Source organism: Roseivivax isoporae LMG 25204 (assembly GCF_000521865.1).
In the GTDB taxonomy this organism is placed as follows: Bacteria; Pseudomonadota; Alphaproteobacteria; order Rhodobacterales; family Rhodobacteraceae; genus Roseivivax; species Roseivivax isoporae.
In genome coordinates this window covers 78517-105086 of sequence record NZ_JAME01000016.1, presented here as the reverse complement: position 1 = coordinate 105086, position 26570 = coordinate 78517, and the positions used below count along the sequence as shown (strand labels likewise).

Sequence of the window (26570 nt, the reverse complement as noted above, 5' to 3'; positions counted from 1 at the left end):
CGAAGCTCGCGCCGACCGGCAGGACCGCGCACGCGGTCCGCGTGTCGTTCGGGGCTTGCGCCGGACCCTCTCCTCTCTCTGAACCACAAAAGCGGCCCCGCGCCTCTCCCGACGTGCCTCCGAGGACACGGCGCTCGGCCGAAAGGTTGAGGCGGGTTTTCGGCCGGAGCGCGGGACCGGCCGGGCGCGATCCTCGGGCACAGCCTCCGCCAAAAGGATGAGGGGCATGGCCATTTGGGGGATTTTCGACGCGGAGCTGCCTCGGGGTATCCCGGTGGGGCAACAGAGGAAGCCCCCACGTGTCACCGCTCGACCTTTCCCGGACCGCGCGTCCGGCCGATGCACCGGCGATCGACCTTCTCGGCGTGCGGGTCACGTCGCTGAACCTCGACGCGGCGGTGGCGCGGATATCGGACGCGATCGCACGCGGGAGCAAGGGCTATGTCTGCGCCTGCGGCGCGCACGGCCTCGTGGACAGCCAGCACATGCCAGAGCTGCGCGCGGCCTATAACGGCGCCTTCCTCGTGGCACCGGACGGCATGCCGCTGGTCTGGGAACTGCGCCGGCGCGGACACCGCGACGCGGGACGCGTCTACGGCCCGGACCTGATGCTCGCCATGTTCGCCCGCGGCTACCGGCACGTCCTCTACGGGTCGACGCAGGAGACGCTCGACAAGCTCGAGGCCCGGCTCCGTGCACGCTATCCGCAGGCCCGGATCGTCGACGCCATCTCGCCGCCCTTCCGTGCGCTGAGCGCGGTCGAGGAAGCGGCCATGGTCGACCGCATCAACGCCGCCCGGGCGGACATCGTCTGGGTCGGTCTCGGCGCGCCCAAGCAGGAGATGTGGATGGCGCGCATGCACGACAGGCTCGATGCGCCCATCCTCGTGGGCGTCGGCGCGGCCTTCGATTTCCACGCAGGCAACACGCGGCAGGCTCCGGGCTGGATGCAGCGGAGCGGTCTCGAATGGCTGTTCCGCCTCGGCGCGGAGCCCCGCCGGCTGTGGCGACGTTACGTCCGGGTCGTACCAGGATACCTCTGGCTGCTGGCTTTGCAGCGCAGCGGACTGCGGCGATTCCCGGACCCCGGCACAAACCCGCACGCATGAAGGAGGCATTCCGGCAAGTTCACGCACACAGAGAAGCAACACTTAATCGTTTTGTGACACCTCACTGTCGGACGTATGTCGCGCCGCGGTAGCACGGCGAAGTTCCGCCATACCCGCATGAGTTGTTCACCCCACCTCAAGTATTTGGCGCTGATAGATTTCTCTCAGCGCAAGTCCTTATGTAGCGACTTGCGCATGGCGATCAGGCGGCTTCTTGCCTGTTTTGCGCTGATTGTTGCCTGCGCCGCAATATCTTCTATTTCCTCACCTTCCTCCGCCCAAGTCGTGGATGAAAACGCTTTCGGGGAGATTCCCGTAAGCGACATTCTGCCTGTCAAGGATTTTTCGGCCGCCCCGGTGGGCCGAGTCGATAAGGCTGAGTCTTTAGGGCATCCCTCCAGTTCCGCCTCGCAGCGGAGCATCTTGAGTTCCGGAGGGACAACCAGAATGACAACCTATTATGTTGCCACCACGGGCAACGACGGCGCCGCGGGGACAGCCGCCGCTCCGTTCCGATCCATCCAGCAGGCTCTCGATTCAGGCCTGCGCCCCGGCGACACCGTGGTCGTGAAACCGGGCACCTACAACGAAGCCCTGAACATCTCGACCGGCGGCAACGCTTCCGCAGACGTGACCATTCGCGCAGAGACGCCCGGAACCGTCCTGCTGCGGCCGCCATCGTCGGCGTGGAACGGGATCAGCGTGAACGCGAACCACGTCACCGTGCAGGGCTTCGAGATCGCCAACGCGCGCGGCGACGGGCTCGAGGCCAACAACGTCCACCACATCACCGTGCTGGACAACGTGATCCATGGCAGCGGCGAATCCGGCATCCAGTTCAACTGGTCGGAATTCATCCGCATCGAGAACAACACCACGTACGAGAACGCCTCGGACGGCTGGTTCTCGGGGATCTCGATCTACCAGAACCGCAACATCACCGGCGACACCACGACCGAGGGCTTCCGGACCATCGTCCGGGGCAACGTGTCCTATGACAACGTGACCTATTCGGGCCAGCACACCGACGGCAACGGGATCATCATCGACGATTTCCAGAGCACGCAGACCGGCGGCTACCCGAGCTACACCTACCCGACGCTGGTCGAGAACAACCTCGTCTACCAGAACGGCGGCAAGGGCATCCAGGTCACCTGGAGCGACAACGTCACGGTGCGCGGCAACACAGCCTACCACAACAACCAGGATCTCGCGAACACGGGCACCTGGCGCGGCGAGATCAGCAACTCGCAGTCGAGCGGCAACGTCTTCGTCAACAACATCGCGGTCGCCGATCCGGGCGTGAATCCGAACAACACCGCGCTCGACAACACCTCGTACGGCGGCTACCGGAACGACGTGTTCTTCGGGAACAACCTGACGTTAAACGGCCGTGCCGGCAACGCCTCGGTGCGCACCGACGGCAACAACTCCATGCCCAGCGCGGCCGACGGCAACCTCCTCGGCGTCAACCCGCTGTTCGTGAACGCGCCGAACGACTTCCACCTGCAGCCCAACTCGCCCGCCATCGATGCCGGCACCGATTCCTACGGGCTGTTCGGCGTGGACCTCGACCTGCTGGCGCGGGAACGCGGCGACGTGGACCTCGGCGCCTACGAACTGGGCTCCGGCCCGGTCCTGCCCGATCCCACGCCCGACCCGGAGCCGGATCCGGATCCGCAGCCCGAGCCCGATCCGGACCCGCAGCCGGAACCTGAGCCCGAGCCGGAACCCGAGCCCGAGCCGGAACCCGAGCCGGAGCCGGAACCCGAGCCGGAGCCGGAACCCGGCGCCGGCCAGGGAACAGCCGACGACGGCATGTGGTCCGACAGCGTGACCCCGAACGTTCCGGTGCACACGGACGATCGCGCGCTCGAGGTCGGCATGCGCTTCACCGCCGACGAGGCGGTCGAGATCGAGGGCATCAGCGTCTACCGCGGTGCGGGCGCGGAGGGCCTGCGGTCCGTCACGCTCTGGACCGAGGACGGCACGCGGCTCGCCACGAGCCAGGTGGCCGAGACCCCGGGCGCGGGCTGGCAGCACGTCACCTTCGACAAGTCGGTGCAGCTGCAGGCCGGCGAGAAATACGTAGCCTCGTACTTCACCACGGACGGCAAGTACGCGGTGAGCACGAACTACTTCACCGAGCACACCGACGGCGGGCCGATCAGCGTCGACGAGGATGCCGGCGTCTACCGCTACGGCAGCTTCAGCGGCTTCCCGACCGCGTCCTACGATTCCAGCAACTACTGGGTCGATGTCATGGTCGCGGGCGCCGACGAGGTGCGCGAGGATGACGGCGCCGGCACGCCGGCCGACGACGTGATCGGCCAGGCGGGCGTCGCACGCTTCGCGCAGCCCGATGCCAACACCTGGCACCGGGTGACCTTCGACGAGCGGCTCGACGATCCCGTCGTGGTCATGAACGCGATGTCCGACAACGGCGCCGACCCCTACGCCATCAGGGTCCGCAACGTCGATTCCACGGGCTTCGAGTACCAGATCGACGAGTGGGACAACCTCGACGGCGCGCACATTGCCGAGGATATCGGCTGGGTCGCTATCGAGCAGGGCACCCACACGCTGGCCGACGGCCGCGTGGTCAGCGCCGGGCACGCCATGGCCGGCGAGAACTGGACAACGGTGTCCTACGGGCACGACTTCGACACGGCGCCGGTGGTGCTGGGTCAGGTCGTGGGTACGCAGAACGCGCATGCGGTCACCGACCGGATGACCGTGACCGAGACCGGCCTGCGCGCCCGGGTGGCGGATGCCGAAGGCTCCACCGCCACGGTCGCCCGGACCGGCTTCGACTGGATCGCGATGGAGGCGACGGACGACGGCGCCACTGGCGCGCTCGCCGGCAAGACCGGCCGCACAGTCGACCATGGCGGTCACGTCGTCGACTTCGACGGCACCTTCGCGGACGACTTCGCCTTCGTGAGCGACATGCAGACCCACCGGGGTGCCGACACCTCGACGCTCGTCGCGAACGTCCTCGGCGACCAGAGTGCGCTCCTGCGCGTGGCCGAGGAGACGACGAACGACGCCGAGACCGCCCATACGGACGAGGTCGCGGGCTACGCGGGCTTCGAGATCGGCCTGATCTCCGGCCTCGCGGACGACCTGCCGATCTGATCACGCGACGCGGGCGCGGCCGGGCCATCCGGCCGCGTCCCCACCCGGCGGCTTCGCCGAAAGTGCCCCCTCCGGCGCTTTCGGCGGCCCGGGTACCCCTCCCCTGAACAATCGGATGAGGCGGGCTGCCCGATCGGCGGCTTTCGCCGGAGAACGTTCTCTCCGACCGTCCCGCCATGACGATGCCGCAGGCCGATCTTTCCGGTCGCGTGCGGTGAGCATCGGAGGGACAACGTTTGGCGATACGTGATTGCGACATCGCGCCGACGGCGCGGATTTTTCAACCCGATCTTGTTAATCTCTACGGCTGCAGCATCGGCGCGGACAGCCGCGTCGGCCCGTTCGTGGAAATCCAGTCGGGATGCGTCATCGGCGCGCGCTGCAAGGTGTCCTCGCACTGCTTCCTGTGCGAGGGCGTGACCCTGGAGGACGAGGTGTTCGTCGGCCACGGCGTGATGTTCACCAACGACCGTTTCCCGGCCAGCACGAACCCCGACGGCAGCCTCAAGGGCGCGGCGGACTGGGTCTGCGAGGAGACGCTGATCTGCCGCGGCGCCTCGATCGGATCGAACGCGACCATCCTGCCCGGCCTGCGCGTCGGCGTGGGCGCCCTGGTGGGCGCGGGCGCGGTCGTGACGACCGACGTTCCCGATCACGCGATCGTCGCCGGGGTGCCGGCGCGCGTCGTGGGCGACACCCGCACGCAGCCGGCCGCGACCGAGCTGCGGCAGGCCGCCGGGATGGTGCGGTCATGATCTCGGTCGGAATCGCCGGATACGGCTACTGGGGTCCGAACTTGGCGCGGGCCGTCGCCGAAAGCGGGCTCGCCAAGGTCGAGATGATCGCCGACATGGCGCCCGCCGCGCTGGAACGCGCCGCCCGGCGCCATCCCGCGGCCCGGATGACCGCGGATATCGGCGAGATGATCCGCGACCCCAAGGTCGACGCGATCATGATCGCGACACCCGTCCACACCCATTTCCCGCTCGCCCGAGAGGCGCTGTTTGCGGGCAAGCACGTGCTGGTCGAGAAGCCCATGACCGACGATGTCGGGCAGGCGCGCTTCCTCGTCGAGGAAGCGGCCAGGCGCGGCCGCGTACTGATGGTCGACCACACCTTCGTCTACACCCCGGCAGTGCGGGCGATCTCCTCGATGATCGCCGCGGGCGAACTGGGCGAGGTCTTCTACTACGACTCGACCCGTGTGAACCTCGGGCTCTTCCAGCGCGACGTGAACGTGATCTGGGACCTCGCGGTGCACGACTTCGCCATCGTGGACCACCTGCTCGACCAGCGGCCGGTGGCGATCTCGGCCTCCGCCGCGCGCTTCGTGCCGGGCAGCCCCGAGAACATGGCCCAGCTGACCGTTCACTACGACGGCGGCGCCATGGCGCACCTGAACGTCAACTGGCTCGCGCCGGTGAAGATCCGCCAGACGCTGATCGGCGGCAGCCAGAAGATGGTCGTCTGGGACGACATGCAGACCAGCGAGAAGGTCAAGGTCTACGACCGCGGCGCCTCGCTGAGCGAGGCCGGCCCCTACGAGCACATGGTGTCCTATCGCCTGGGCGACATGCACGCCCCTGCCCTCTCGACCAAGGAAGCGCTGCTGACCGAGGTCGAGGAATTCGTCCGCTGCGTCGAGACGGGGGCTGCGCCCCTCACGGACGGCCATGGCGGCCTGCGGGTGGTCGAGATGCTCGCCGCCGCGTCCCGGTCCTGCGCGCTGCGCGGACATCCCGTCGACCTCACGACCCTCAAGGTGGCTTCATGACCGTTCCCTTCCTCGATCTCAAGCGGCAGTACGCCGGGCTCGTCGACGAGCTCGAGGCGGCCGCGCTGGCCGCGCTGCGGAGCGGCGCCTACGTCCTCGGCGAACCTGTGGAACGGTTCGAGGCGGCCTTTGCCGCCTATTGCGGGACCCGGTTCGCCATCGCCACCAGCACCGGCACCTCGGCGCTGCACCTGGCGCTTCTGGCCGCGGATATCGGTCCGGGCGACGAGGTCATCACCGTGCCGACCACCTTCGTGGCGACCTCGGCCGCGGTGATCTATGCCGGTGCCACGCCGGTCCTGATCGACGTGGACCCGGTCACGCTGACCATGGATCCCGCGCGCATCGAGGCGGCGATCACGCCGCGCACCAAGGCGATCCTGCCGGTCCATTTTCACGGCCGGCTGGCCGACATGGCCGAGATCTGCCGCATCGCAGATGCCCACGGGCTGACGGTGATCGAGGATTCGGCGCAGGCCCACGGCGCACGGCGCGGGGGCACCCGGGCAGGCGCCTTCGGCGCCATGGGATGCTTCAGCTTCTATCCCGGAAAGAACCTGGGCGCGGCCGGCGAAGGCGGTGCCGTGACCACGGACGACCCGGACCTCGCCGCTCGCCTGCGCGCGCTGCGCGACTGGGGCCAGAGCGAAGCGCGGTCGGTGCACACGTTGCACGGCTTCAACTACCGCATGGATGCGATCCAGGGCGCGGTGCTGGACGTCAAGTTGCGCCACCTCGATGCCTGGAACGCTGGAAGGCGCCAGGTCGCACGCGAATACGGGGCGCGGCTCGGCGACGGCGTGGGCAAGCCCCTGCCCTCGACCTTCGAGGATCACGTCTGGCACGTCTACGCCATCACCACCGACGACCGCGACGGCCTGCGCGCCGCGCTGACCGAGGCGGGGATCGCCACCAACGTGCACTATCCCCGCCCAGTCCACCTGCAGCCGGCCTATGCGCATCTCGGCAACGGCGTCGGCAGCTTTCCGGTGGCCGAGGCCTACGCGACGCGCACGCTGTCGCTGCCGATCTTCCCCGAACTCATGGCGCGCGAGATCGACCGCGTGGTCGACGCCGTCAACGCCGCCGCCCCGGGCCGCAGCGCCCGGCGCGCAGAACTGAAGGAAGTTGCCCAATGACCGATCTCGGCAGGATCGAAGGCGCCCGCGTGCTCGTCACCGGCGGCAGCGGCTTCGTCGGCTCGCACATCGTCGACCAGCTCGTCGCGGCGGGAGCCGCCGAGGTGGCGGTGATCGACAACATGGTCCGGGGCCGGCGCGCGAACCTCGCCGCCGCCCTGGACAGCGGGAAGGTGCAGCTGGTCGAGGGCGACATCCGCGACCGCGCGCTGATGGACGGCCTGATCGAAGGCCGGGACATCGTGTTCCACCAGGCCGCCCTGCGCATCACCCATTGCGCGGCGGAACCCGACCTCGCGATGGAGGTCATGGTCAACGCGACCTACGACATCCTGCAATCCTGCGTCCGCCAGAAGGTGAAACGCGTGGTCATGGCGTCGTCGGCGTCCATCTACGGGCTCGCGCAGACCTTCCCCACGCCCGAGAGCGACAACCCCTACGGCAACCGCACGCTCTACGGCGCGGCCAAGAGCCTGGGCGAAGGGCTCCTGCGCAGCTTCAACGACATGTACGGGCTCGACTACGTCGCGCTGCGCTACTTCAACGTCTACGGCCCGCGCATGGACCTGTACGGCAAGTACACCGAGGTCATGATCCGGTGGATGGAACGCGTGGCCGCCGGGCAGCCGCCCATCGTGTTCGGCGACGGCCTGCAGACCATGGACATGATCAACGTCCGCGACGTGGCGCGCGCCAACATCCTTGCCGCGGCGAGCGACGTGACCGACCGCGTCTACAACGTGGGCTCTGGGACCGAGACCTCGCTCCTGCAGCTCGCGCACATGATCGCCGCCGCCATGGACCGCGAGGGACTCGTGCCGGAACACGCGCCCGAACGGTCGGTGAACCCGGTCCCGCGGCGCCTGGCGGACGTCAGTGCGGCTGCGCGCGACCTGGGCTTCACCTACCAGATCCCGCACGACGAGGGGATCCGCGACCTGGTGCGCTGGTGGCAGTCCGAGCGTGACGCGCTCGCCGCCAGGGATGCCGCCGAATGATCCCCATCGCGAAACCCCTGCTCGGCCCGGAAGAGGCCGAGGCGGCCAGCCGCGCGGTGCTGTCGGGCTGGGTGTCGCAGGGCCCCGAGGTGGCGACCTTCGAGGCAGAGTTCGCGCGCTATGTGGGCGCGGACTTTGCCTGCGCGGTGTCGAACTGCACGACGGGTCTGCACCTCGCGCTGCTCGGCGTGGGCGTGCGGCCGGGCGACGAGGTCATCACGGTCAGCCACTCCTTCATCGCCGGGGCGAACGCGATCCGGCAATGCGGGGCCATGCCGGTCTTCGTGGACATCGAGACGGACGGCTACAACATCGACCCGACCGCGGTCGAACTGGCGATCACGCCGCGCACGCGGGCGATCCTCGTGGTCCACCAGATGGGCATGCCCTGCAACATGCCCGCGATCCTGCGCGTGGCGCGCAACGCGGGCATCCCGGTCGTCGAGGACGCAGCCTGCGCCGCCGGGTCCGAGATCCGGCTCGGAGACACGTGGCGCCGCATCGGCCATCCGCTCGGGGACGTCGTCTGCTTCTCGTTCCATCCGCGCAAGGTGATCACCACCGGCGAGGGCGGGATGCTGACCACGAACCGCGCCGATCTCGATGCCGCGTTCCGGCTGCTGCGGCAGCACGGCATGTCGGTGTCCGACACCGCGCGGCATTCGAGCCCGCAGGTCGTGTTCGAGGACTACCCGGTCCGCGGGTTCAACTACCGCATGACCGACATCCAGGCCGCCATCGGCCGGGTGCAGCTGACGCGCCTGCCGGGCATCGTCGCGCGCCGCCGGACGCTTGCCACCCGCTACGGCGAAAAGCTCGCGCTGGTGCGGGGCATCACCGCGCCAAACGAACCCCGCTGGGCCCGGTCCAACTGGCAGAGCTACTGCGTGCGGCTGGCCGAGGGCATCGACCAGAAGGCGCTGATGCAGGCGATGCTCGACCGGGGCGTGGCGACGCGGCGCGGCATCATGAACATGCACCAGGAAGCGGCGCACGGCGACCTGCCCACGGTGAAGCTTCCCCGGTCGGTATCCGCCCGCGACACCGCGATCCTGCTTCCGCTTTATGCGCAGATGACGGACGCCGACCAGGACCGGGTGCTGTCTGTCCTCGACTCGAGCCTCGCCGCGGTACGGCGCCGCCGCACGACGCGTCCATTAGGCCTGGTCGACACGCCCTGATGAAGCGGCGCCCCGTCCGGCCAGCGGCCGGGCGGGGTTTCCAGCGACGACCGTGTCCGGCGGCACGTCCCGGACGACGACCGATCCCATGCCGACCAGCGCCCGGTCCCCGATCGTGACGCCGTTCCGGATGGCGCTGCCGCTGCCGATGTAGCAGCTGTCACCGATGGTCACGCCGCCCGCGATGACCACGTTGGCGCCGATAACGGAATGGTCACCGAGACACACGTCATGGTGGATTATGGAGCGCGGCATCACCAGCACATGTCCGCCGATCGTCGCGTTCGAGGTGACCAATGCCCCGGAATAGAGAACGCTGCCGGTACCGATTCGCGCCTGGGGAGAAAGCTCTGCCGAGGGATGGACGAAGATCCCGAATCGATCCGCGGGGATGCCCGACCGGGCGATGATCGCGGCGCGCAGGCGGAAGGTCCGTTCGGAGGCGATCAGGCAGAGGAAGTGCGCATCTGGGAAATTTTTCCAGCAACTTACCGGCAGAACGGGCACGCCGAGAAGGTCGCGGTCCCGCCATGCCTCGCCGTCGTCGAGGATTGCCGGCAACGAGAACGAGGTCCGCAACGAATCGATGATCTCGCGGCTGTTCCCGCTGGCGCCCATGAGAATCACGCTGGACCCGGCGGGGGTCACGCTGGCTGACCCAGAGTCAACTGAGGCGTTTGCTTCCAAATTCAAGATACAATCCTAAGTTGATTAATTGCTCTCATCATTGCTTCAAGTTGTAACAATAAGCGCTTGGGCGTTCACTTCTTAAGGAAGTCTGCAGAGAAGGAATCCTCGGCGCCAGAGTTTTCGAGTAACACTTTGTTAACGGTTGGTCGCCTCGCCGGGCGGAAGGTCTCGGTGTGATTTGAGAGGCAACAGAAACCGTTGTGTATCGTTGTTGCAAGCGGGGGCCTATTTTTCAGGAGGCTTGAAAAAAACTTCGTGCCGGCATCGTTCTGACAGAGGGGATTATGTCGCTTGCTGGCGCAGACGCATTTCGAATTAAGCGCGCGTTTTTGCGCATTGGAGAATTTGAAACCATGACGAGCCTTGCGGGAGCCAGCTATATGCGGCCGACCGGTGCCGCCAAGACGATCTCAGGGATGGACCGGGACGGTAGCCGTTCCTTGTCACGAAAGATCATAAGCATGATCTGTGAACATCAGTTCGAGCGGGAGATCCTCGCCCGGACACTCGAAGCGGTATTTCCCGAAGCGGAGATACGCCATTTCGGGTCGCCAGCGGAATGGGAAGCCGAGCGATCTCGGGATGCCGAGAATGAGATCGTCCTCTACAATATCGGAGATCGGTGCATCTCCGACAACGAGACCAAGTCGGAACTCAAGAAGTTCATCCAGAAGACGGGCGACAGCCGCGTCATCGTGATTTCGCGCAACGACGATTACATGGCGGTTTTCGACGCCATCGATTGCGGTGCGTCGAGCTACATCTCGTCCGGCGTCGGGTTCGACGAACTGGTCGAGGCGATGCGCCTGTCGTCGTCCAAGAGCGTCGTGATTCCGCGGCGCAGCATGATGGCGCTGAGAGGGGCGATGCCTGCTCCGACGCCGTCCGGGCCCGGGCTCGAGCGCTACTTCACCGAGCGGCAGCTCGCGGTGGCGCAGGCGCTGAAACGCGGCGCGGCGAACAAGACGATCGCCTACGAACTCGGCCTCTGCGAAAGCACGGTCAAGGTCCACATCCGGACGATCATGCGCAAGCTGAAGGCGACCAACCGGACCCAGGCCGCCTTCAGGTTGAACGAACTCGACAACGGCAGCACCGACATCGACCTCGCACCGGACGACTGACCGGCAGGTCATGCCCCTGCGCGCTGGCGCAGGGGCAGTCGGCTGACGAGCCGCCCGGCAAGGGCGGCTATTTCCGACGCCAGCGGATTTCCCACCACGAACAGGCAGGCGCACCATGCGCCTGCCGCTCCTCCCAGGGCGAGGCCGGTCAAGGCCATGCCGGGGTCCCGTCCTGCCGCCAGCACGACGGCCATGGGAACAGCCGCGGCCGCGACCGTCACCGCCCCCGCCCGCGCGAGACCCGCCCCCAGCGCCCGGATCTCGAACCCCGCGTGGCGCTTTGCGAGCCACAGCATGGCGGCACCCTGAACGACGTTCACCGGCACCAGCGCCCACGCGACCGCAGACAGCCCGAAGGTCGAGGCGACGGCCAGCGCGCTCATGGAAAGCGGGACGAGCACCGCGTTCAGGAGGGCGAAGTCCCGGATCCGCCCCATCGACACCAGCAGCGGAAAGATCAGCGTCGCGGGAAACAGCGCCATGCCCGCCACCGCCGTCACCTGCAACAGCGGCACGACCGCGGTCCACTGGGCGCCGAGCATGATCGCGACGATGGGATCGGCGAGGATGGCGAGACATGCGAGCGCCGGCCACTGGAAGGATGCGATGATCGTAAAGGCCGTGACGCAGGGCTGCCGCAGGTCGCCGCCCTCGCGCAGGCGCGCGGCGAAGGTGGACAGGACCACCGGCTGCGCCGCGCCGAGCAGCACCTTGTCGGGCAGCTGGGTCAGCGACACCGCGCGGGAAAAGACACCGACGGCGCCGAATCCGAGCAACCGGCCGAGCAGGAGCCGCGGCATGCTCTCGTTCAGGATGCCAAGCAGTGTCACCAGCGTCGACCAGAACCCGAACGGCACGATCTGCCGCCACGCCGCCAAGGCCGGGCGGAAGGCCTCGGGCGCGGGCCGGGCGATCAGCGCACCGATGGCGGCGACCGCCGCGGTCGCAACCGACCCCCACGACAGCGACACCGCGCCCCAGCCCGCGGCTGCCAGCGCGATGGCCGTCAGCACTCCCGCCAGGTTGGCCGAGATGCCGATGACCGCGACTGCGCCGAATGCCATGTCGCGCCGCAGGAGCGCCAGCCGCACGCCGCTGATCGGCGCGAAGAGAAAGCCCAGCGCGGCCACCTGGAGAAGCGTCGCGATCTCGGGCGATCCGTAGAACCCGGCGACCCAGCCCGCGCCCGTAAAGACCACGACCCCGAAGACCGCGGACAGGAGCGTGACGATGGTCGCGGCGCTGCGCACGATCACCGGCGTCAGGTTGCGCTCCTGCACGATGCAGGCGGCGACGCCGAAATCGCGGAACGTCTCGATCAGGATCACCGCCGCGCTGGCGACCAGGAACAGGCCCACCTCGGCGGGCGTCAGCAGGCGCGACACGATCACCATCATGCCGACGCTCAGAAGCGTGCCGACCGACTTGTCGGCGAAGGCCAGGAAGAGCGAACGGCGCATGGTGGCAAAACTCCGGAGGAGATGGACCGGGCGGGATCGCCCGGAATCAGCGGCGCGCGATGCGCGACGTCATGGGCCAGGTGACGGCCGCGGCCAGCTGCCGGGCGCGCCTGCGGCCCGCCGGTGGCAAGAGCCGCCGGCCGAGCGTGTCGCGCAGGTGCCGCGCATAGCCCATGCCCGGTGCCGCCGGCACCGCTGGCCGCAGCGCACCGGCGCCCACGGCGGCAAGCGCGCGGTCGACGAGGCGCAGCGCGCGGTCCCGCAGACCGGCGCGCGGCGCCACCGTCCCGAACGGCGGCTGGCCGCACCGTAGAAGGATGTCGTCGAACCAGGCACGGTACGCCTCGGCCGACCGCACGGGCACGTCATGCACGCTGGTCCCACCCCTGGGCGCAGGACCCGACGCCGCCGGGGCTCCTCTGGCGAGCCCGGACAGCAGCGCGCGGACGTGGCGCAGTTCGACATGGTCGGCATCGGGATAGCGGTCGCGCAGCGACAGCGCGTGATCCGTGCGCCCGTCCGCCACCAGTGCGGCGAGGTAGAGCGCCCATTCCGCCGGATCGGGCCGCGTCGCGCCGTAATCGGCGAGCGTCGTCGCGATCATCCGGGCCAGCCGGTTGACCGCAGCACCCGCGCGCCCGGTCTCGAGATCGCAGAGCGCGAGGCCGTACTGTGCCTCGGGCAGGTAGCCGACATAGCCGAGCGCGGTCTGGTAGGCCGCGCGCGCCTCGCCCGGTTCGCCGCGGGCGCGCTTGCGAGCGCCCTCGCGCAGTGCGACTCGGTCGAGACCGGTGGCCGGCAGATGGCCATGGCGCGTGCCCTCGGCCGCGATGCGCAGGGGCTCGAACGGACCGGGCTGCACGATGCAGTCTCCCGGGCGCAGGCGGCGGTTCAGTTCGAACCATTCGCGGATCTGCGTTCGGTGCGCCAGCGTGTGGCGCGCATGGACCAGGTCGTGCCCGGCGGCGATCACCGCGCGCATCCGGTCCTCGTCGCGGAACATGGCATCGACGCGGTCGAGCACGTCGGACGCATCCGCAAGAATGCAGTTCTCACCGTCGCGGAAGCCCGCCGCCTCGAGCACCGGCGTACGCTCGGCGACCAGCAGACAGGCCGAACCCGGGATCTCCAGATGCTTGCGTACCAGTTCGTGGCCCATCGTACCGCAGGCCGGCGACAGCCAGCTCGCGTTCAGGGCGCGGGCATAGCTTTCGCCCGCGAGCATCCGTCGCGCACCGCCGTCCTCGTAGCGGAAGGGCGGCGTCACGAGGCTCGGATAATGCGCCGCAAGCGTCTCGTGCACGGCCTGCCGCCAAGGATAGAGCCCGTAGGCCTGTCCCGTCAGCATCACCGGCACCACCTTCTGCTGGCCGTAATCGCGGAACACCTCGGGGTCGATGAAGTTCGGCCAGACGAAGGTCCGCTCCGCCAGCGTCGGCATGTAGGCCGGAGTCGCGGTGCCGATCGCGAAGACCGTCTCGATCCCCCAGTGCTCCATGTCGGACAAAAGCCCCGCCCGCCGGTCGCACCACGGATCGCCGTTGTGCAGGGCGACCTTCGGCACGTCCGGATGGGCGCCGGTCCCGGTGATCCGGATCCGGCGCGAGCCATGCGTCCGGTAGCCCGCCTCGAACAGCGCGAGATCGGGCCGGACCCTGTCGCACACCTCGGCGTAGTCGCAATCCTCTGCGATCACGGTCACGTTGAAGCTGTGCGCGAGGCACCGCACGTGGTGCTGCATGTGCAGCGCCAGGAACCCCGACGCCGCGCCGTTCGGCCGGTGATCCCACTGGAAGAACACCAGCCGGGGCTTGGGATCGGGGCGCGTGGTCATGGCAGCGCCGCGTGGGTCGTCCCGTTCGCGCGCGCCGCGGCGGTCGTGCCGCGGACGTGGTCCACCGCAACACGCCGGGGCGTGGCCGAGGCGGCGGCACGGGTCAGCACCTCGTCGAAATGCTCGATCGTGCGGATCAGACCCTCGCGCAGCGCGATCTTCGGCTCCCATCCCAGCAATTCCTTGGCGCGGGTGATGTCCGGCCGGCGCTGGGTCGGGTCGTCCTGCGGCAACGGCCGGTAGACCATGCGCGACTGGGACCCGGTGAGCTCGTTGATGATCTCGGCCAGCTCGCGGATGGTGAACTCGCCGGGATTGCCGAGGTTGATCGGCATCGGCGTGTCGTCCGGTGCGTCCATCAGCGCGCGGAAGCCGCGGATCAGGTCCTCGACATAGCAGAAGGACCGCGTCTGCTGGCCCTCGCCATAGAGCGTGATCGGCTCGCCCTTCAGCGCCTGCACGATGAAGTTCGACACCACGCGGCCGTCATAGGGGTTCATCCGCGGCCCGTAGGTGTTGAAGATGCGCGCCATGCGAATGTTGACGCCGCATTGCCGCTGGTAGTCGAAGAACAGCGTCTCGGCGCAGCGCTTGCCCTCGTCGTAGCAGGAGCGCGGGCCGATCGGGTTCACGTTGCCCCAGTATCCCTCGGGCTGCGGATGCACGCGGGGGTCCCCGTAGACCTCGCTGGTCGACGCCTGGAAGATCTTGGATTTCGTGCGCTTGGCGAGGCCCAGCATGTTGATGGCGCCCATGACGCTGGTCTTGACCGTCTGCACCGGGTCGGTCTGGTAGTGCACGGGCGAGGCCGGGCAGGCGAGGTTCCAGATCTCGTCCACCTCGACCCAGAGCGGCACCGTCACGTCGTGGCGCAGCATCTCGAACCGGGGATGGTCGAGCAGGTGGCGCACGTTCTCGCGCGCCCCGGTCTGGAAGTTGTCGACGCAGAGCACGTCGTGGCCGTCGTCGAGCAGGCTCTCGCAAAGGAAGGAGCCGAGGAAGCCCGAGCCTCCGGTGACGAGAATGCGCTTGGTATCGAGCATGGTGTCGGTTCCCTTGAATGAAGCATGGCACCGCGCGTCGGGGACGCGAAGCGGCACCCGGTCGTGGATCAGTACGCGCCACGCCGGCCGAGCACGGCCGAGAAGGTGCGCAGGAGGATCGAGAGGTCGCCCCACAGGGTCCGCCCCGCGATGTAGTAGTCGTCCAGCGCCTGCTGGGTGGCGAGGTCGGCGCTGCTGCGTTCCGATATCTGCCAGAGCCCGGTCAGCCCCGGCACCACCGAGGCACGGCGGGCGCGGAACGCCGCGGGCATCGCCGCCAGGTGATATTCCGGGAAGGGCCGCGGCCCGACGAGGCTCATGTCGCCGCGCAGCACGTTCCAGAGCTGTGGCAGCTCGTCGAGGCTCGACGCCCGCAGGAACGACCCGACCATGGGCAGGATCCGGGGATCTCGGCGCAGCTTGAAATGCGTCTCCCATTCGGCGCGCGCGGCGGGATCGCGGGCCAGCAGGTCCGCCAGCATCCGGTCGGCGTCGAGGTACATGGTGCGCAGCTTCAGAACGCCGATGCGCCGCCCGTTCAGGCCCTCGCGGACCTGCACGTAGAAGGCCGGGCCGGGATCCACGCACTTGATGAGGATCGCGGCAAGCCCCACGACCGGCAGCGCGACGAACATCGCGGGGATGGCGATGAACAGGTCGAGCGCCCGCTTGAGCGCGGCGTGCCCGGTCGGAGCCTGCGGACGGGCGAGGCAGATCCCAGCCGCGCCACCGATCTGCGCGGGATGCAGGCCGGTCAGCTCAAGTTTCGGCAGGTCGGCGGTCAGGACCACGGTGCGGCCCGAGTGCGACAGCGCCTGCAACGTGCCCGGATCCGGCATGTCGCGCCCGGCCCAGAGCACGGTGCGGGCCTCGAGGATGTCGGACACCGGAACGTAGCCGAGCCAGCGCCGCGCCAGCAGTTCGCGCGCGAGCTCGGCCATCTTGTCCGGATCGCCCATCAGGACGACCGGTTCGCCCCACGCGCCACGGGAGGCCAGCACCGCCCGGACGACCCAGGCGGCCGCGACCTGCAGGACGCCCGCCAGCGCGAAGACGGCCCAGAAGATCGCGATCTCCTGCACGGTCGCGGGGACCAGTGCCAGTGCCGCCAGGGTGGCGACCCCGCCGGCGCAGGCCCAGCTCAGCGTGGCCCGGCGCAGCTGCGCCTCGGGCAGGAAGCCGTAGCCGGGATAGCCACCCGATGCCGCGATCGCCCCGACCTGGACCAGGGCCGCGATCTCGAAGAGGCCCGGCAGCAGGACGCCGGTGCCGGTTCCAGCGAGGGCGATCCCCGCCGCGCCCGCCGACGCCGCGAGGACCAGAAGATCGGATGCCGCAAGCGCGAGCGCCGGCAGCATCCGGCCGCGTCCGGCATGCGACCCGGGGATGGTCGCGCCGTGGGCGGCCTCCGCAGGAAAGGAGAAGTCGATGACGCTCATGCCGGCACCACGATCCGGGCATCGGAACAGAGGGGGACGCTCGGACTGGGACAAGGGCGCGGGTGCATGGCGTGTCCTTTCTGCGAAAAAATCTGTGGAGACGCTGACACCGCATCACGATCCGCGGAACATCTCCGATCGGGCATGGCCGCTGCCCGAGGGGTGGCGGTTCGGATGCGTCATTGACCTCTTCTTAACCTTTTGGCGGTTCACGCTTCGCGGCCCGTGCCGGACGACCAAAGGGGGTAGCGGGGGTGCCGGGCCTGCCTGGCCTCAGACCGCCGGAACGGCCGCGGCGCGGCGGCGCATCGCAGCGCGCAGGACGATCCGCTCACGCGCGACGGTGGCGATCGCGGCGCTGAGAATCAGCCAGAACACGTCGTTCTGCATCAACAGCGTGCTTTCGGACAGGTTCAGCACCAGCGAGGTGCCGATCACCAGGAGCGGCCACAGCGTGCCCTCGCGCGGCGCGGCGGAATAGAGGGCGAAGGCCTCGCGCCACGCGCGCACCACGACGTAGGCGAACAGGGCAAGGCCGGTCAGCCCGAGGCCCAGGAGGATGTCGCGGTAGCCGTTGTGGGCATGCGGCGCCTGCCAGCCGATGGTTTCCCAGATCCGCCAGGCATCGGTGTTCACGTCGCTCCAGAACGCGCCGAAGCCGTGGCCGAGGAGGGCGCGCTGCGCGATCTCGGCATCGACCAGCTGCCAGAGCGGAACGCGGCCGGTCAGCGTCGCGTCCTTGCCCAGCGCCTCGAGCAGGGGCAGCAGCGCCACGAAAAGCAGCATCAGCACGACCGCGCCCGCGATGAGCAGGCCCAGGTCCAGCACGAATCGCTCGAGGCCGCGCCGCCGGACCACCGCGTCGGCGGCGACGCCCATCGACAGCGCCACGACGGCGGCGAACAGGCTGGTGACCGAGGTGGACAGAATCACCCCGATCCAGCCGATCGCCAGCAGCACGAGCCCGGTGCGCCGCATGCCCCGCTCCGCGTCGCGCCGTGCGGCGATGCCGAACAGGATGGTGTAGGCGGCGGCCCAGCCCAGCACGTTCTTGTGCACGAAGATGCCGCGCAGGGCCGATTCCCCCGGCATGAACGAGAGGTGCGGCATCGCCCCCGCCATCAGGATGCTGAGGCCAGTCGCCGTCCCGAGCACCGTGCCGATCACCCGCATCTGGTCGCGCGGCGACAGGCGAGCCGCGAGCAGGAGCGCCACCGACATCGACAGCGCCAGCGCGATGGCGCGGCGCAGTGTCGTACCGGGACTGAGCGACCACGCCATGGACAGGAACGGCAGGACCACCAGCAGGACCAGCGGCAGGTTGCACGCCAGCACCGCCATGAGCCGACCCGGCCGCAGCGCGAGCAGCCCCAGCGAAGCGGCGTAGACCGGCAGCGCCAGCAGGCGCAGCTTGGAGCGGTCGCCGTCGTCGAGGATGCCGTCCGCCGCGAGGAGCAGCGGAAACAGCGCCCCCGACAGCACGAATAGCCCGATGGCAGCCACGCACACCTCGGGCCGCCGCCAGAACGGCGGCGCATTTGGCGGACCGGGACGCCCTCGCAGGTTCTTCATCGGTGCCCTCGCACGGACAGCGTCGCTCAGGGCTTACGATGCGGGCGCGCGCACGGAAAATGGCCGAAAGGCCGGGGGCTTCATCCGTTCGAGGGTCATGCGGACCCCTGCCCTGCCGGAAGGAGGTGCATCCGGTCGGGCAGCGTCCGAAAAGCGACATTTGCCTGCGCCGCCCCGCGTCGGAAGGTCCGGGACAGGTCCGCGCGCCCCCGCGCGGCCTCGCGAGGGACCGTCCGAGGAAGTCCATGCCGAACCGCACATGCCGCATCCCCACGCCGCCCCCTCGGCGGACCGGCCCCGCTTCAGCGGTCGCGGGCCTGCGGCATGTGGCCCTCGCGGCACTGGTATGGCTCGCCGGCGCGCTGCCCGCGCTCGCGGAGATCACCGTGGAACGGGGCGACGTCCTGCGGGTCGACGTGCTGAACGCGCCGGACTTCTCGCGCGATGCCCCGGTCGACGCGGACGGACGGATTGCCCTGCCCAATCTCGGCGCGCTCGTGGTGGCCGGTCGGCCGCCGCACGAGATCCGCGACCTCATCGCCGGGGAGCTCGAGAGCCGCCGGCTCGTCCACGCGCCGCTCGTGCTGGTGGAGGTCGCCGCCTACCGCCCGGTCTACGTGGGCGGCGCGGTCGAATCGCCCGGCGCCGTCGACTACACGCCGGGTTTGACCGCGCGGCAGGCGGTGATCGCAGCCGGCGGCCTGCAGACGCTGGCGCCCCGGGCGGCAGGCGACACCGACGCGCTCGACGCCATCGTGAGCAGGCGGTCGGTCGCGCTGGCGCTGGCGCAGGTCGAGGCGCGCATCGCCCGCCTGCAGGCCGAACTGGACGGTGCGGCCTCCCTGCCCGGCACCCTCGCGGGCATCGGCCCGGAGGGCGGGCTCCTGCCGGAGGATACCGCGCGGGCGGTAATCGCGTCCGAAGAGAGCCTGCTGAGCGACCGCCGGTCCGCGCGCGAGGCGGCCGATGCCCACGCGGTGCAGATGCAGGCGCTCATCGCCGGCGAGATCGACACCCTGTCGCGGCAGGCCGAACTGCAGGAGCAGGAGGAGGCGCTGCAGCTGCAGGAGATCGAGGATGCCCGCAGCCTCGTCGAGAAAGGCCTGATGCCGCGCCCGCGGCTGCAGGAGATGCTGCGCGAGCGCTCGCAGCTCAGCCGGGACCGGCTCGAGACCGCATCCTTCGTCGCGCGCGCCCGGCAGATGTCCGAGACGCTGCGCTTCGAGCTGGAGCGCGACCGGCTGCGCCGGCGCGAGGACATCCGCCTCGAGCTGCAGGAGACGCTCCGATCCCGCGCCGCTCTCTCGGCCGAGCTCGAGGCGCTGGATATCCGCGTCGTGGCCTACGGCATGAGCGCGGCTTTGCCCGAGGACATGCCCGAGCCCGCGATGGCCATCCACCGCACCCGCGGCGACGTCACCGAAACGCTGGCGGCGGCGCCCGACGCGCCGCTGCTGCCCGGGGATGTCCTCGAGATCACGATGGCGCGCGGCACGGGGCGCGCGGCGGCGTCCCCCGCCGGGTCGCCCCCAAGCGCGTCGCATTGAGCGGCCCAAACGAAAGCAGGACCATGTCGATCACACCCCAGGTCAGCGTCATCATCAACAACTACAATTACGGCCGTTTCCTGCCGCGCGCGATCGATTCCGCCCTCGACCAGACCGGGGTCGCGGCCGAGATCATCGTCGTCGACGACGGCTCGACGGACGACTCGCGCGCGATCCTCCGGGGCTACGGCGACGCGATCCGGCCGGTGCTGCAGGCCAATGCCGGGCAGGCCGCGGCGCTGAACGCGGGCGTCGCTGCGGCGCGCGCACCGCTGCTCGCCTTCCTCGACGCGGACGACTGGTGGTACCGGGACAAGCTCGCCCGGGTCTGCTTCGCCTTCGAGAAGGCGCCGAAAGCGGGCCTGGCCTACCACCGGCTGCAGCCCATGGACTCCGGCGAGCGGCCGGCCTTCGCCCCCATTCCCCGCACGCTCTGTTCCGGCGACCTCGCGCCGCGGCTCCTGCGCAGCGGCGGGCGCTGGCCCTTCCCGATGACCTCGTCGCTGACGGTGCGGCGCGGTGTCTGGGACGATGCGGGCGACATTCCCGCCGGGTTTCGGATCTCGGCCGATGCCTGGATCGCGGGCATCCTGCCCTTCCTCGCGCCGGTCGTCGCGCTGGCCGAACCTCTCGGAGCCTACCGCATCCACCAGAACGCCTGGTACCGCGCCAGCGACGACCACGCGATGCTCGCGCGGCGGCACGCGCACTGGGCCGAGACGGTCGCGGTCACCAACCGGGTGCTGGCGGCCCGCGGCCTGCCCGGTCGGCTCCGGATCGAGGACCACTTCGCCGCCAGCGTCGCCGCGGCGCGCCTCGGGCTCGACGGGGCGCCGGGTCCCGCAGCGCTCGCGCTGCGCGGGCTCCGCGACCGGGGCGAGCCGAACCTCCTGCGGCGCGCGCGCGACACGGTTGCGGCCCTTTCCGACCTGCGCCGCGACCGGCTCGCCGCGCGCGGAGAGCTGCACGCATCATGAAGGTCCTTCTCGTCGGATCGGAGCCGGTCGACCACGCCATCGCCTATGCCAACGGGCTGGCCCCGCAGGCGGACGTGCAGGCGATCCTGCCCCGCACGCGCTACGAGGCGCTGCTGCCCTGGATCGACCCGCGGCTCAATCTCGACCTCATCGACTGGCCGCGCACCCGCAGCCTGACCAATCCCGCGTTCCTGTGGGCGCTCACCCGGCGGATCCGGGCGTTCCGGCCCGACGTGGTGCACGTGCTCAGCAACACGACCCTCTGGCTGAACGCGGCGGTGCCGTTCTGGCGCCCCTACCCGGTCGTGACCACGGTGCACGACGTGACGCTGCATCCGGGCGACCGCGACACCGCGCAGCTTCCGGGATGGGGCGCGCGGATGATGGCACGCCAGTCCGGCGACCTCGTCGTGCACGGCGACCGGTTGCGGCGCGACGCGGCCGCGGCGTTCTCGAAGCCGCTCGAACGGGTGCACGTCCTGTCCCACCCGGCGATCCGGCGCTACGCCGACCTCGCCCGCGAGAAGGGCATGATGCGCGCGGGTCCGGCCGGCGAGGTGCGCGTGCTGCTCTTCGGCCGGATCTTCGCCTACAAGGGGCTGTCGACCCTCATCAAGGCCGAGGCGCTGCTCGACGACCTCGCGCAGGACGTGAAGCTGATCATCGCCGGGCGCGGCGACGATCCCTGGGCCATGCAGCCGCTCATGGGTCGACCGGAGCGCTACGACATCCGGCAGGGATTCGTGCCGGACGAGGACGTGGCGCGGCTGTTCACCGATGCCGACATCGTGGTGCTGCCCTACGACGAGGCATCGCAGAGCGGGGTCCTGCACCTTGCCGCCACCTTCGGGAAACCGGTGATCGTCACCGACGTGGGGGAACTGCGCGCGACGGTCGAGCCGAACGGCATCGGGCGGGTGGTGCCGCCGGGCGCGCCGGCGGCGCTCGCACGCGCGATCCGCGACCTTGTCGCCGATCCCTGCACCCGGGCCGCCATGGGACGGCGCGCGCGGCTCTGGTCCGAGGGGCCGAACGCGCCCGAAACCGTGGGCCGTGCCGCAATGAAGATGTACCGCGCGGTAACCGAAAGACGGGCCGGCCCTCCACCGAATTGATGCCCCCGGCTGGCCGCCGGGACGCTTGCCGCACGTGCCGCCGCAGCGCGAAATCAGCCAGAGATCCCCTCGTACCGAAGAGACCGCAGCATGCGATCACGCCCAGCCGATCCTCCCATTATCCGCCACCACGTGGCTGGCGGAACCGAACAGGGCGGCGGCATCGGCCGCCTCGTGGAACACGTTGTGGTCAGCCGGGAGACGACGCTCGCGCATCGCGCCGTGGACACGCGGGGGCCGCGCTTCCACCCCGTGGGCTCGATCCTGCCCTTCGCACGCGCGATCCGGACCATCGTCGCCGACGCGCTGAACCCGCGCCCGACCCTGCAGCACCTGCATGTGGCCGGTCGTGGCAGCACGGTGCGCAAGACCGTGCTGGCGACCGTCGCGCGGATCGTGGGGCAGCCCTACGTGCTTCACCTGCACGACTACGATTATGCCAGCGATCTCGACCGCCGGCCGCGCTGGCAGCGGGCGGCGGTCGCGTCCGCCTTCCGAAACGCGGCGGCGGTCATCGCGCTCGGCCGCCGCGACGCCGCGACGCTGGCCGACCGCCTGGGCGTGGCGCCCGAGCGGCTGACCGTGCTGCGCAACTGCGTGCCGGTACCGCCAGAGACGGCGCCGGCGACATCCGGCGCGACGGCGCGGATCCTGTTCCTCGGCACGCTTGGCGCGCGCAAGGGCGTGCCCGAGCTGGTCGCGGCACTCGCCCATCCTGCGATGCGGACGCAGACCTGGCGCGCGACGCTGGCCGGCGACGGCGCCGTGGACCAGTTCCGGGCAGAGGTCGCCCGCCGCGGGCTGGCCGACCGTGTGCGGCTGCCCGGCTGGGTCGGGTCGGAGGAAACCGCGCGCCTGCGCGCCGATGCCGACATCCTCGTCCTGCCCTCACATGCCGAGGGGTTCGCCATGGCGGTGATCGAGGGCCTGGCCCATGGGCTCGCGGTCGTGACGACCCGGGTCGGGGCCCATGACGAGGTCCTGGTGGACGGCGAGAACTGCCTCCTGGTCGCGCCGGGAGACGTCGACGGTCTGGCCGGGGCGCTGGCCAGGCTGGCCGGGGACCCGGCGCTCCGGCAGCGACTGGGGGAGGCCGGGCGCGCGCTCTACGCGCGGCATTTCCGGCTGTCGCCCTATCTGCGCGACCTCGAACGCCTGCACCGCGAGGCGCTGACCGACGCGTCGGCCCAGACGAGGTCGGCATGAGCTCGCACCTGACCCTGGTGTCCCCGACGCGCGGCGTGCCGGTGTCCCAAACTCCGGATCGGGAAGCGGGGTTCGGCGATACCTTCGGCTGGACGGACATCCTGCTGCTGGTCCGCCGGCGGCTGCGGATGATCGTGCTCATCGCGTTCGTGGTCAGCGTCGCCGCCCTGCCCTCGATCCTGGCGGTGCCGAAACTCTACTATTCCGAGACACGCGTCCTGCTGACGCCCTCGCCGGCCGCGACCGCCGACCCCCGCACGCCCGTCGCGGCGCTGACCATGGAGACCGAGATCGAACGGCTCCTGTCGCACGAGGTTGTGCGGTCGGTCATCGACCGGTTCGACCTCGCGTCGCGGGCGGAGTTCAACCCGCAGCTGCAGGCGCCCTCGCCGGTCGACCAGGCGTCCGCCCTCGGGCGGTCCGCGGTCCTGAACCTGCTCGGGCTGGCCCCGGCCGAGACGGGTGAGACGCCCCGCACCGAGAAGGTGACGCAGACCTTCCGCGAGTCGCTCGCCGTGTCCCGGCAGGGCACGACCAACGTCCTCGCCGTCGGCTTCGTGTCCGAGGATCCCGGCCTGTCGGAAACGATCCCGACCGCCATGATCGACGCCTACCTGTCGGCGAGCGGCCGCAGCCAGCGCGAGGCCACGCGCCAGTCCGTCGCCTGGCTCGACAACCGCATTGCGGTCGAGCGCGAGCAGACCGAGGCGGCGCGCCTGCGGCTCGACGGGTTCCTGCGGGAGACCGGCATCGCCTCCATGGAACGGCCCGAGGTCATCGGGTCGCGCCTGCGGCTGCTCGAGACGCGGCAGGAACAGGTGGCCCGCGAGCGGCGCGAGGTCGCCGCCGCCCGCAGGTCGGTGAAGCTCGCGCTGGCCTCTCCCGACCGGCCGGCACTGGCGGAGCCCGACCAGCTGGTCGACCTGCGCCGGGACCTGCAGCGCGAGATGCAGGAACTGGCCAAGACCGCATCCGTCTACGGCGAGGAATATGGCGGGGTGTCCGCCCGCAAGAACCGCATCGACGCCCTGAAGGCCGAGATCACGTCCGAGCTGAACACCTATTCCAGCACGCTCGACCTGCGTGCCGGAGCGCTGGCCGACGAGGCCGACGGGCTCGAGAGCGACATCGACCGGCTGAGCGCCGATCTCGGGCGGCTCGAGGATGCCCAGCCCGAGACCGACCGCCTGACCGAGGACCTGATCACGCGGCAGGAGATGCTGACCGATCTCGAGGGCCGCCGCGCGACCCTGTTGTCGATGATCGACGTGCCCCCGGTCGCGCTGGAGGTGCTGAAGCCCGCAAGCTATCCCAGCGACCCGCTGGGGCCCGGCCGCAAGGTCTACCTGCTGGCCGCGATGCTGGCGGGGACCGTGCTCGGGCTGCTGGCGGCGGCGCTGGCGGAACTCTGCGACCGCACCGTGCGCAGCCCCGAACAGCTGCCCGAGATGCCGCGCAGCCAGCCGCTGGGGCTTGTCCCGCGGCCGTCGCGACGGGCCCGGCGCACGATCCCGCGGCTCTTGAGCCAGGGATCGGGCGCGGACGTGCCGACCGCCGAGGGGATACGGGACGCGCTGTTCCTGCTCGGCTGCGCGGATGGCGGGCGTCTGCCACCCCTCGTCATCGTGGCGCCTGCGCGCCGCCGCGACGCGGTGGTGCCCGTGGCCGAATGGCTGGCCGCGGCCGTTGCCGGGTCCGCCATGCCGGTCTGGCTCGTCTCCACGGGCGCGCGGTACGACCGGCCGCGCACCGACGACGGCGCGGTGGTGCGGCTGACGCTCTCCGCCGAGGCCGAACGCCACGGCAGCACCGCGAAGGCGATCGAGGAACTCGCGGCGATGGCCCGGCAGCTCGGAGGCACCGTCTTCGTCGACGCGCCGCCGCTGCACACCTCGCAGAGCCTCGGGCTCGCCCGGGCTGCGGGGAACGTGCTTCTCGTACTCCGCTGGGGCCGCACGCCGCGCAAGGTCGCGGGTCTCGTGCTGCGGCTCCTGTCGCGGGTCGGCGCGGTGCAGGTGGCGACGCTCATCGTCGACGCCGACCCGGCACGGCACCGGCTCTACGGCTTTGCCGACCGCCTGTCGCTCGTCGCGCGGGACAGCGCGGGCCGCGGCTGATGCAGGACATCCCCGCATCATGATCCCGCGACATGTCGCACAAGACCCAGCAGCCGGCCTGACACACGGGCCGACCGCGTCTCCGCGGGCGTGGTCCCGCTGAGCGGACACGGCCAGAGAGGGAACGTTCATGGCCACACGGTACTTTCTCGCGGGGCATCGCGGCATGACCGGCAGCGCCATCCTGCGCGCGCTCGAGGCACGCCGCGCCGCCGGCGAGCCGATCGAGGTGCTCACGCGCGGGCGCGACCAGCTCGACCTGACGGATGCCGCCGCGGTGCGCCGCTTCCTCGCCGCCGAGCGGCCGGACGGGGTGATCCTAGCCGCCGGGCACGTGGGCGGCCAGCACGCCAATGCCACCTACCCGGCCGATTTCATCCGCCAGAACCTCGCCATCGGGCTGAACGTGATCTCGGCCGCGCACGAGGCCGACGTGCCGCGGCTTCTGCAGATCGGGCCCGGCTGCATCTACCCCGCGGACCCCCACGGCCGGATCCGCGAGGACGCCCTGCTGTCGGGTCCGCTCGCCCCCGTCAACGAACCCTTCGCCATCGCCAAGATCGCCGCGATCAAGCTCTGCGAGAGCTACAACCGCCAGCACGGGCGGGACTACCGGTCGATCGTGGCCTGCTGCCTCTACGGCCCCTGCGACTTCTTCCGCCCCGACAGCTCGCACGTCATCCCGTCGCTGATGCGCCGCTTCCACGAGGCGGCACGGCTCGGCGCCCCGTCGGTCACCATCCGGGGCGACGGCACGCCGCGCCGCGACGTCCTGCACGTGGACGACCTCGCCGCCGCCGCGCTGTTCCTGCTCACCCTGCCCGAGGTCAGCTACCGCGCCACCACCCGCCCGACCCTGTCGCACCTGAACGTGGGCAGCGGGACGGACGTGTCGGCGCTGGAGCTCGCGCAGATGATCGCGCGGGCGACCGGGTTCCGGGGACGGATCCTGACCGACCCGACGCGCAGCGAGGACGTGCCGCGCCGGCTGCTCGACACGGGGCGCCTGACCGCGCTCGGCTGGCGCCCCCGGATCGGGCTCGCGGCGGGACTCGAGGACACGTACCGGTGGTTCCGGGACCACGTCGACAGCGTGCGGGTCTAGCC

Annotated in this window: 20 protein-coding genes; 14 read left to right on the top strand and 6 right to left on the bottom strand. The window is 70.2% G+C overall.

What is annotated here, in order from left to right; translation table 11 throughout:
- Positions 1–299: 299 nt before the first annotated feature.
- The 7 genes from RISW2_RS11910 (at position 300) to RISW2_RS11880 (ending at position 9339) form a co-directional block, all read left to right on the top strand.
- Complete coding sequence (locus tag RISW2_RS11910; protein WP_043771241.1) at positions 300–1109, top strand: WecB/TagA/CpsF family glycosyltransferase; 810 nt, start codon at positions 300–302, stop codon at positions 1107–1109.
- A gap of 447 nt (positions 1110–1556) precedes the next feature.
- The gene (locus tag RISW2_RS23520; protein WP_051491972.1) at positions 1557–4247 is read left to right on the top strand and encodes a DUF4082 domain-containing protein; all 2691 of its coding nucleotides are present in this window, start codon (positions 1557–1559) and stop codon (positions 4245–4247) included.
- A 236-nt stretch (positions 4248–4483) separates the two neighbouring features.
- The gene (locus tag RISW2_RS11900; RefSeq protein WP_051491971.1) at positions 4484–5002 is read left to right on the top strand and encodes an acyltransferase; all 519 of its coding nucleotides are present in this window, start codon (positions 4484–4486) and stop codon (positions 5000–5002) included.
- Positions 4999–6021, top strand: coding sequence for a Gfo/Idh/MocA family protein (locus RISW2_RS11895; RefSeq protein WP_043771238.1), 1023 nt, complete (start codon positions 4999–5001; stop codon positions 6019–6021). Before RISW2_RS11900 ends, RISW2_RS11895 begins: the two co-directional genes overlap by 4 nt.
- Complete coding sequence (locus RISW2_RS11890; RefSeq protein ID WP_043771235.1) at positions 6018–7160, top strand: DegT/DnrJ/EryC1/StrS family aminotransferase; 1143 nt, start codon at positions 6018–6020, stop codon at positions 7158–7160. The genes RISW2_RS11895 and RISW2_RS11890 overlap by 4 nt, the downstream gene beginning before the upstream one ends.
- Positions 7157–8158, top strand: a complete 1002-nt coding sequence (locus RISW2_RS11885; protein ID WP_043771232.1) for an NAD-dependent epimerase/dehydratase family protein — start codon at positions 7157–7159, stop codon at positions 8156–8158. The genes RISW2_RS11890 and RISW2_RS11885 overlap by 4 nt, the downstream gene beginning before the upstream one ends.
- A complete protein-coding gene (locus RISW2_RS11880; RefSeq protein WP_043771229.1) occupies positions 8155–9339 on the top strand; it encodes a DegT/DnrJ/EryC1/StrS family aminotransferase in 1185 nt (394 codons plus the stop codon). The genes RISW2_RS11885 and RISW2_RS11880 overlap by 4 nt, the downstream gene beginning before the upstream one ends.
- Here the strand turns inward: RISW2_RS11880 and RISW2_RS11875 are convergent.
- A complete protein-coding gene (locus tag RISW2_RS11875) occupies positions 9316–10032 on the bottom strand; it encodes an acetyltransferase (RefSeq protein ID WP_244437554.1) in 717 nt (238 codons plus the stop codon). The genes RISW2_RS11880 and RISW2_RS11875 overlap by 24 nt on opposite strands.
- Before the next feature lie 281 nt (positions 10033–10313).
- On the opposite strand from RISW2_RS11875, the gene RISW2_RS11870 reads away from it, so the two are divergent.
- The gene (locus tag RISW2_RS11870; RefSeq protein ID WP_244437553.1) at positions 10314–11153 is read left to right on the top strand and encodes a response regulator transcription factor; all 840 of its coding nucleotides are present in this window, start codon (positions 10314–10316) and stop codon (positions 11151–11153) included.
- An 8-nt stretch (positions 11154–11161) separates the two neighbouring features.
- Here the strand turns inward: RISW2_RS11870 and RISW2_RS11865 are convergent, their stop codons facing one another.
- The 5 genes from RISW2_RS11865 to RISW2_RS11845 form a co-directional block, all read right to left on the bottom strand.
- The gene (locus RISW2_RS11865; RefSeq protein ID WP_043771221.1) at positions 11162–12613 is read right to left on the bottom strand and encodes an oligosaccharide flippase family protein; all 1452 of its coding nucleotides are present in this window, start codon (positions 12611–12613) and stop codon (positions 11162–11164) included.
- Between the two features lie 46 nt (positions 12614–12659).
- On the bottom strand, positions 12660–14447 hold the full coding sequence (locus RISW2_RS11860; RefSeq protein ID WP_043771217.1) for a glycosyltransferase: 1788 nt from the start codon (positions 14445–14447) through the stop codon (positions 12660–12662).
- Complete coding sequence (locus tag RISW2_RS11855; protein ID WP_051491969.1) at positions 14444–15490, bottom strand: UDP-glucuronic acid decarboxylase family protein; 1047 nt, start codon at positions 15488–15490, stop codon at positions 14444–14446. The genes RISW2_RS11860 and RISW2_RS11855 overlap by 4 nt, the downstream gene beginning before the upstream one ends.
- 68 nt (positions 15491–15558) lie before the next feature.
- Entirely contained in the window at positions 15559–16929 is a 1371-nt protein-coding gene (locus RISW2_RS11850; protein ID WP_051491968.1) for a sugar transferase, read from the bottom strand.
- A gap of 273 nt (positions 16930–17202) precedes the next feature.
- On the bottom strand, positions 17203–18432 hold the full coding sequence (locus RISW2_RS11845; protein ID WP_162164325.1) for an O-antigen ligase family protein: 1230 nt from the start codon (positions 18430–18432) through the stop codon (positions 17203–17205).
- A 314-nt stretch (positions 18433–18746) separates the two neighbouring features.
- On the opposite strand from RISW2_RS11845, the gene RISW2_RS11840 reads away from it, so the two are divergent.
- The 6 genes from RISW2_RS11840 to RISW2_RS11815 all read left to right on the top strand — a co-directional run bounded on the left by RISW2_RS11840 (position 18747) and on the right by RISW2_RS11815 (position 26568).
- On the top strand, positions 18747–20048 hold the full coding sequence (locus RISW2_RS11840) for a polysaccharide biosynthesis/export family protein (RefSeq protein ID WP_162164324.1): 1302 nt from the start codon (positions 18747–18749) through the stop codon (positions 20046–20048).
- A gap of 23 nt (positions 20049–20071) precedes the next feature.
- Positions 20072–21025 carry a glycosyltransferase family 2 protein gene (locus RISW2_RS11835; RefSeq protein ID WP_043771209.1) on the top strand — a complete coding sequence of 318 codons (954 nt, stop codon included), beginning with the start codon at positions 20072–20074 and terminating at the stop codon, positions 21023–21025.
- The gene (locus RISW2_RS11830; protein ID WP_043771204.1) at positions 21022–22140 is read left to right on the top strand and encodes a glycosyltransferase family 4 protein; all 1119 of its coding nucleotides are present in this window, start codon (positions 21022–21024) and stop codon (positions 22138–22140) included. Before RISW2_RS11835 ends, RISW2_RS11830 begins: the two co-directional genes overlap by 4 nt.
- 90 nt (positions 22141–22230) lie before the next feature.
- Positions 22231–23346, top strand: a complete 1116-nt coding sequence (locus RISW2_RS11825; RefSeq protein ID WP_043771201.1) for a glycosyltransferase family 4 protein — start codon at positions 22231–22233, stop codon at positions 23344–23346.
- Positions 23343–25463, top strand: a complete 2121-nt coding sequence (locus tag RISW2_RS11820; protein WP_043771198.1) for a GumC family protein — start codon at positions 23343–23345, stop codon at positions 25461–25463. Before RISW2_RS11825 ends, RISW2_RS11820 begins: the two co-directional genes overlap by 4 nt.
- Before the next feature lie 130 nt (positions 25464–25593).
- The gene (locus RISW2_RS11815) at positions 25594–26568 is read left to right on the top strand and encodes a GDP-L-fucose synthase family protein (protein ID WP_043771194.1); all 975 of its coding nucleotides are present in this window, start codon (positions 25594–25596) and stop codon (positions 26566–26568) included.
- The last annotated feature ends 2 nt before the right edge of the window (positions 26569–26570 follow it).

Excerpts from the sequence above, each read along its gene's own strand:
- RISW2_RS23520 (WP_051491972.1), top strand. The coding sequence starts at position 1,557 with ATGACAACCTATTATGTTGCCACCACGGGCAACGACGGCGCCGCGGGG.
- RISW2_RS11895 (WP_043771238.1), top strand. The coding sequence starts at position 4,999 with ATGATCTCGGTCGGAATCGCCGGATACGGCTACTGGGGTCCGAACTTG.
- RISW2_RS11890 (WP_043771235.1), top strand. The coding sequence starts at position 6,018 with ATGACCGTTCCCTTCCTCGATCTCAAGCGGCAGTACGCCGGGCTCGTC.
- RISW2_RS11885 (WP_043771232.1), top strand. The coding sequence starts at position 7,157 with ATGACCGATCTCGGCAGGATCGAAGGCGCCCGCGTGCTCGTCACCGGC.
- RISW2_RS11880 (WP_043771229.1), top strand. The coding sequence starts at position 8,155 with ATGATCCCCATCGCGAAACCCCTGCTCGGCCCGGAAGAGGCCGAGGCG.
- RISW2_RS11870 (WP_244437553.1), top strand. The coding sequence starts at position 10,314 with ATGTCGCTTGCTGGCGCAGACGCATTTCGAATTAAGCGCGCGTTTTTG.
- RISW2_RS11865 (WP_043771221.1), bottom strand. The coding sequence starts at position 12,613 with ATGCGCCGTTCGCTCTTCCTGGCCTTCGCCGACAAGTCGGTCGGCACG.
- RISW2_RS11860 (WP_043771217.1), bottom strand. The coding sequence starts at position 14,447 with ATGACCACGCGCCCCGATCCCAAGCCCCGGCTGGTGTTCTTCCAGTGG.
- RISW2_RS11855 (WP_051491969.1), bottom strand. The coding sequence starts at position 15,490 with ATGCTCGATACCAAGCGCATTCTCGTCACCGGAGGCTCGGGCTTCCTC.
- RISW2_RS11850 (WP_051491968.1), bottom strand. The coding sequence starts at position 16,929 with ATGAGCGTCATCGACTTCTCCTTTCCTGCGGAGGCCGCCCACGGCGCG.
- RISW2_RS11840 (WP_162164324.1), top strand. The coding sequence starts at position 18,747 with ATGCCGAACCGCACATGCCGCATCCCCACGCCGCCCCCTCGGCGGACC.
- RISW2_RS11835 (WP_043771209.1), top strand. The coding sequence starts at position 20,072 with ATGTCGATCACACCCCAGGTCAGCGTCATCATCAACAACTACAATTAC.
- RISW2_RS11830 (WP_043771204.1), top strand. The coding sequence starts at position 21,022 with ATGAAGGTCCTTCTCGTCGGATCGGAGCCGGTCGACCACGCCATCGCC.
- RISW2_RS11825 (WP_043771201.1), top strand. The coding sequence starts at position 22,231 with ATGCGATCACGCCCAGCCGATCCTCCCATTATCCGCCACCACGTGGCT.
- RISW2_RS11820 (WP_043771198.1), top strand. The coding sequence starts at position 23,343 with ATGAGCTCGCACCTGACCCTGGTGTCCCCGACGCGCGGCGTGCCGGTG.
- RISW2_RS11815 (WP_043771194.1), top strand. The coding sequence starts at position 25,594 with ATGGCCACACGGTACTTTCTCGCGGGGCATCGCGGCATGACCGGCAGC.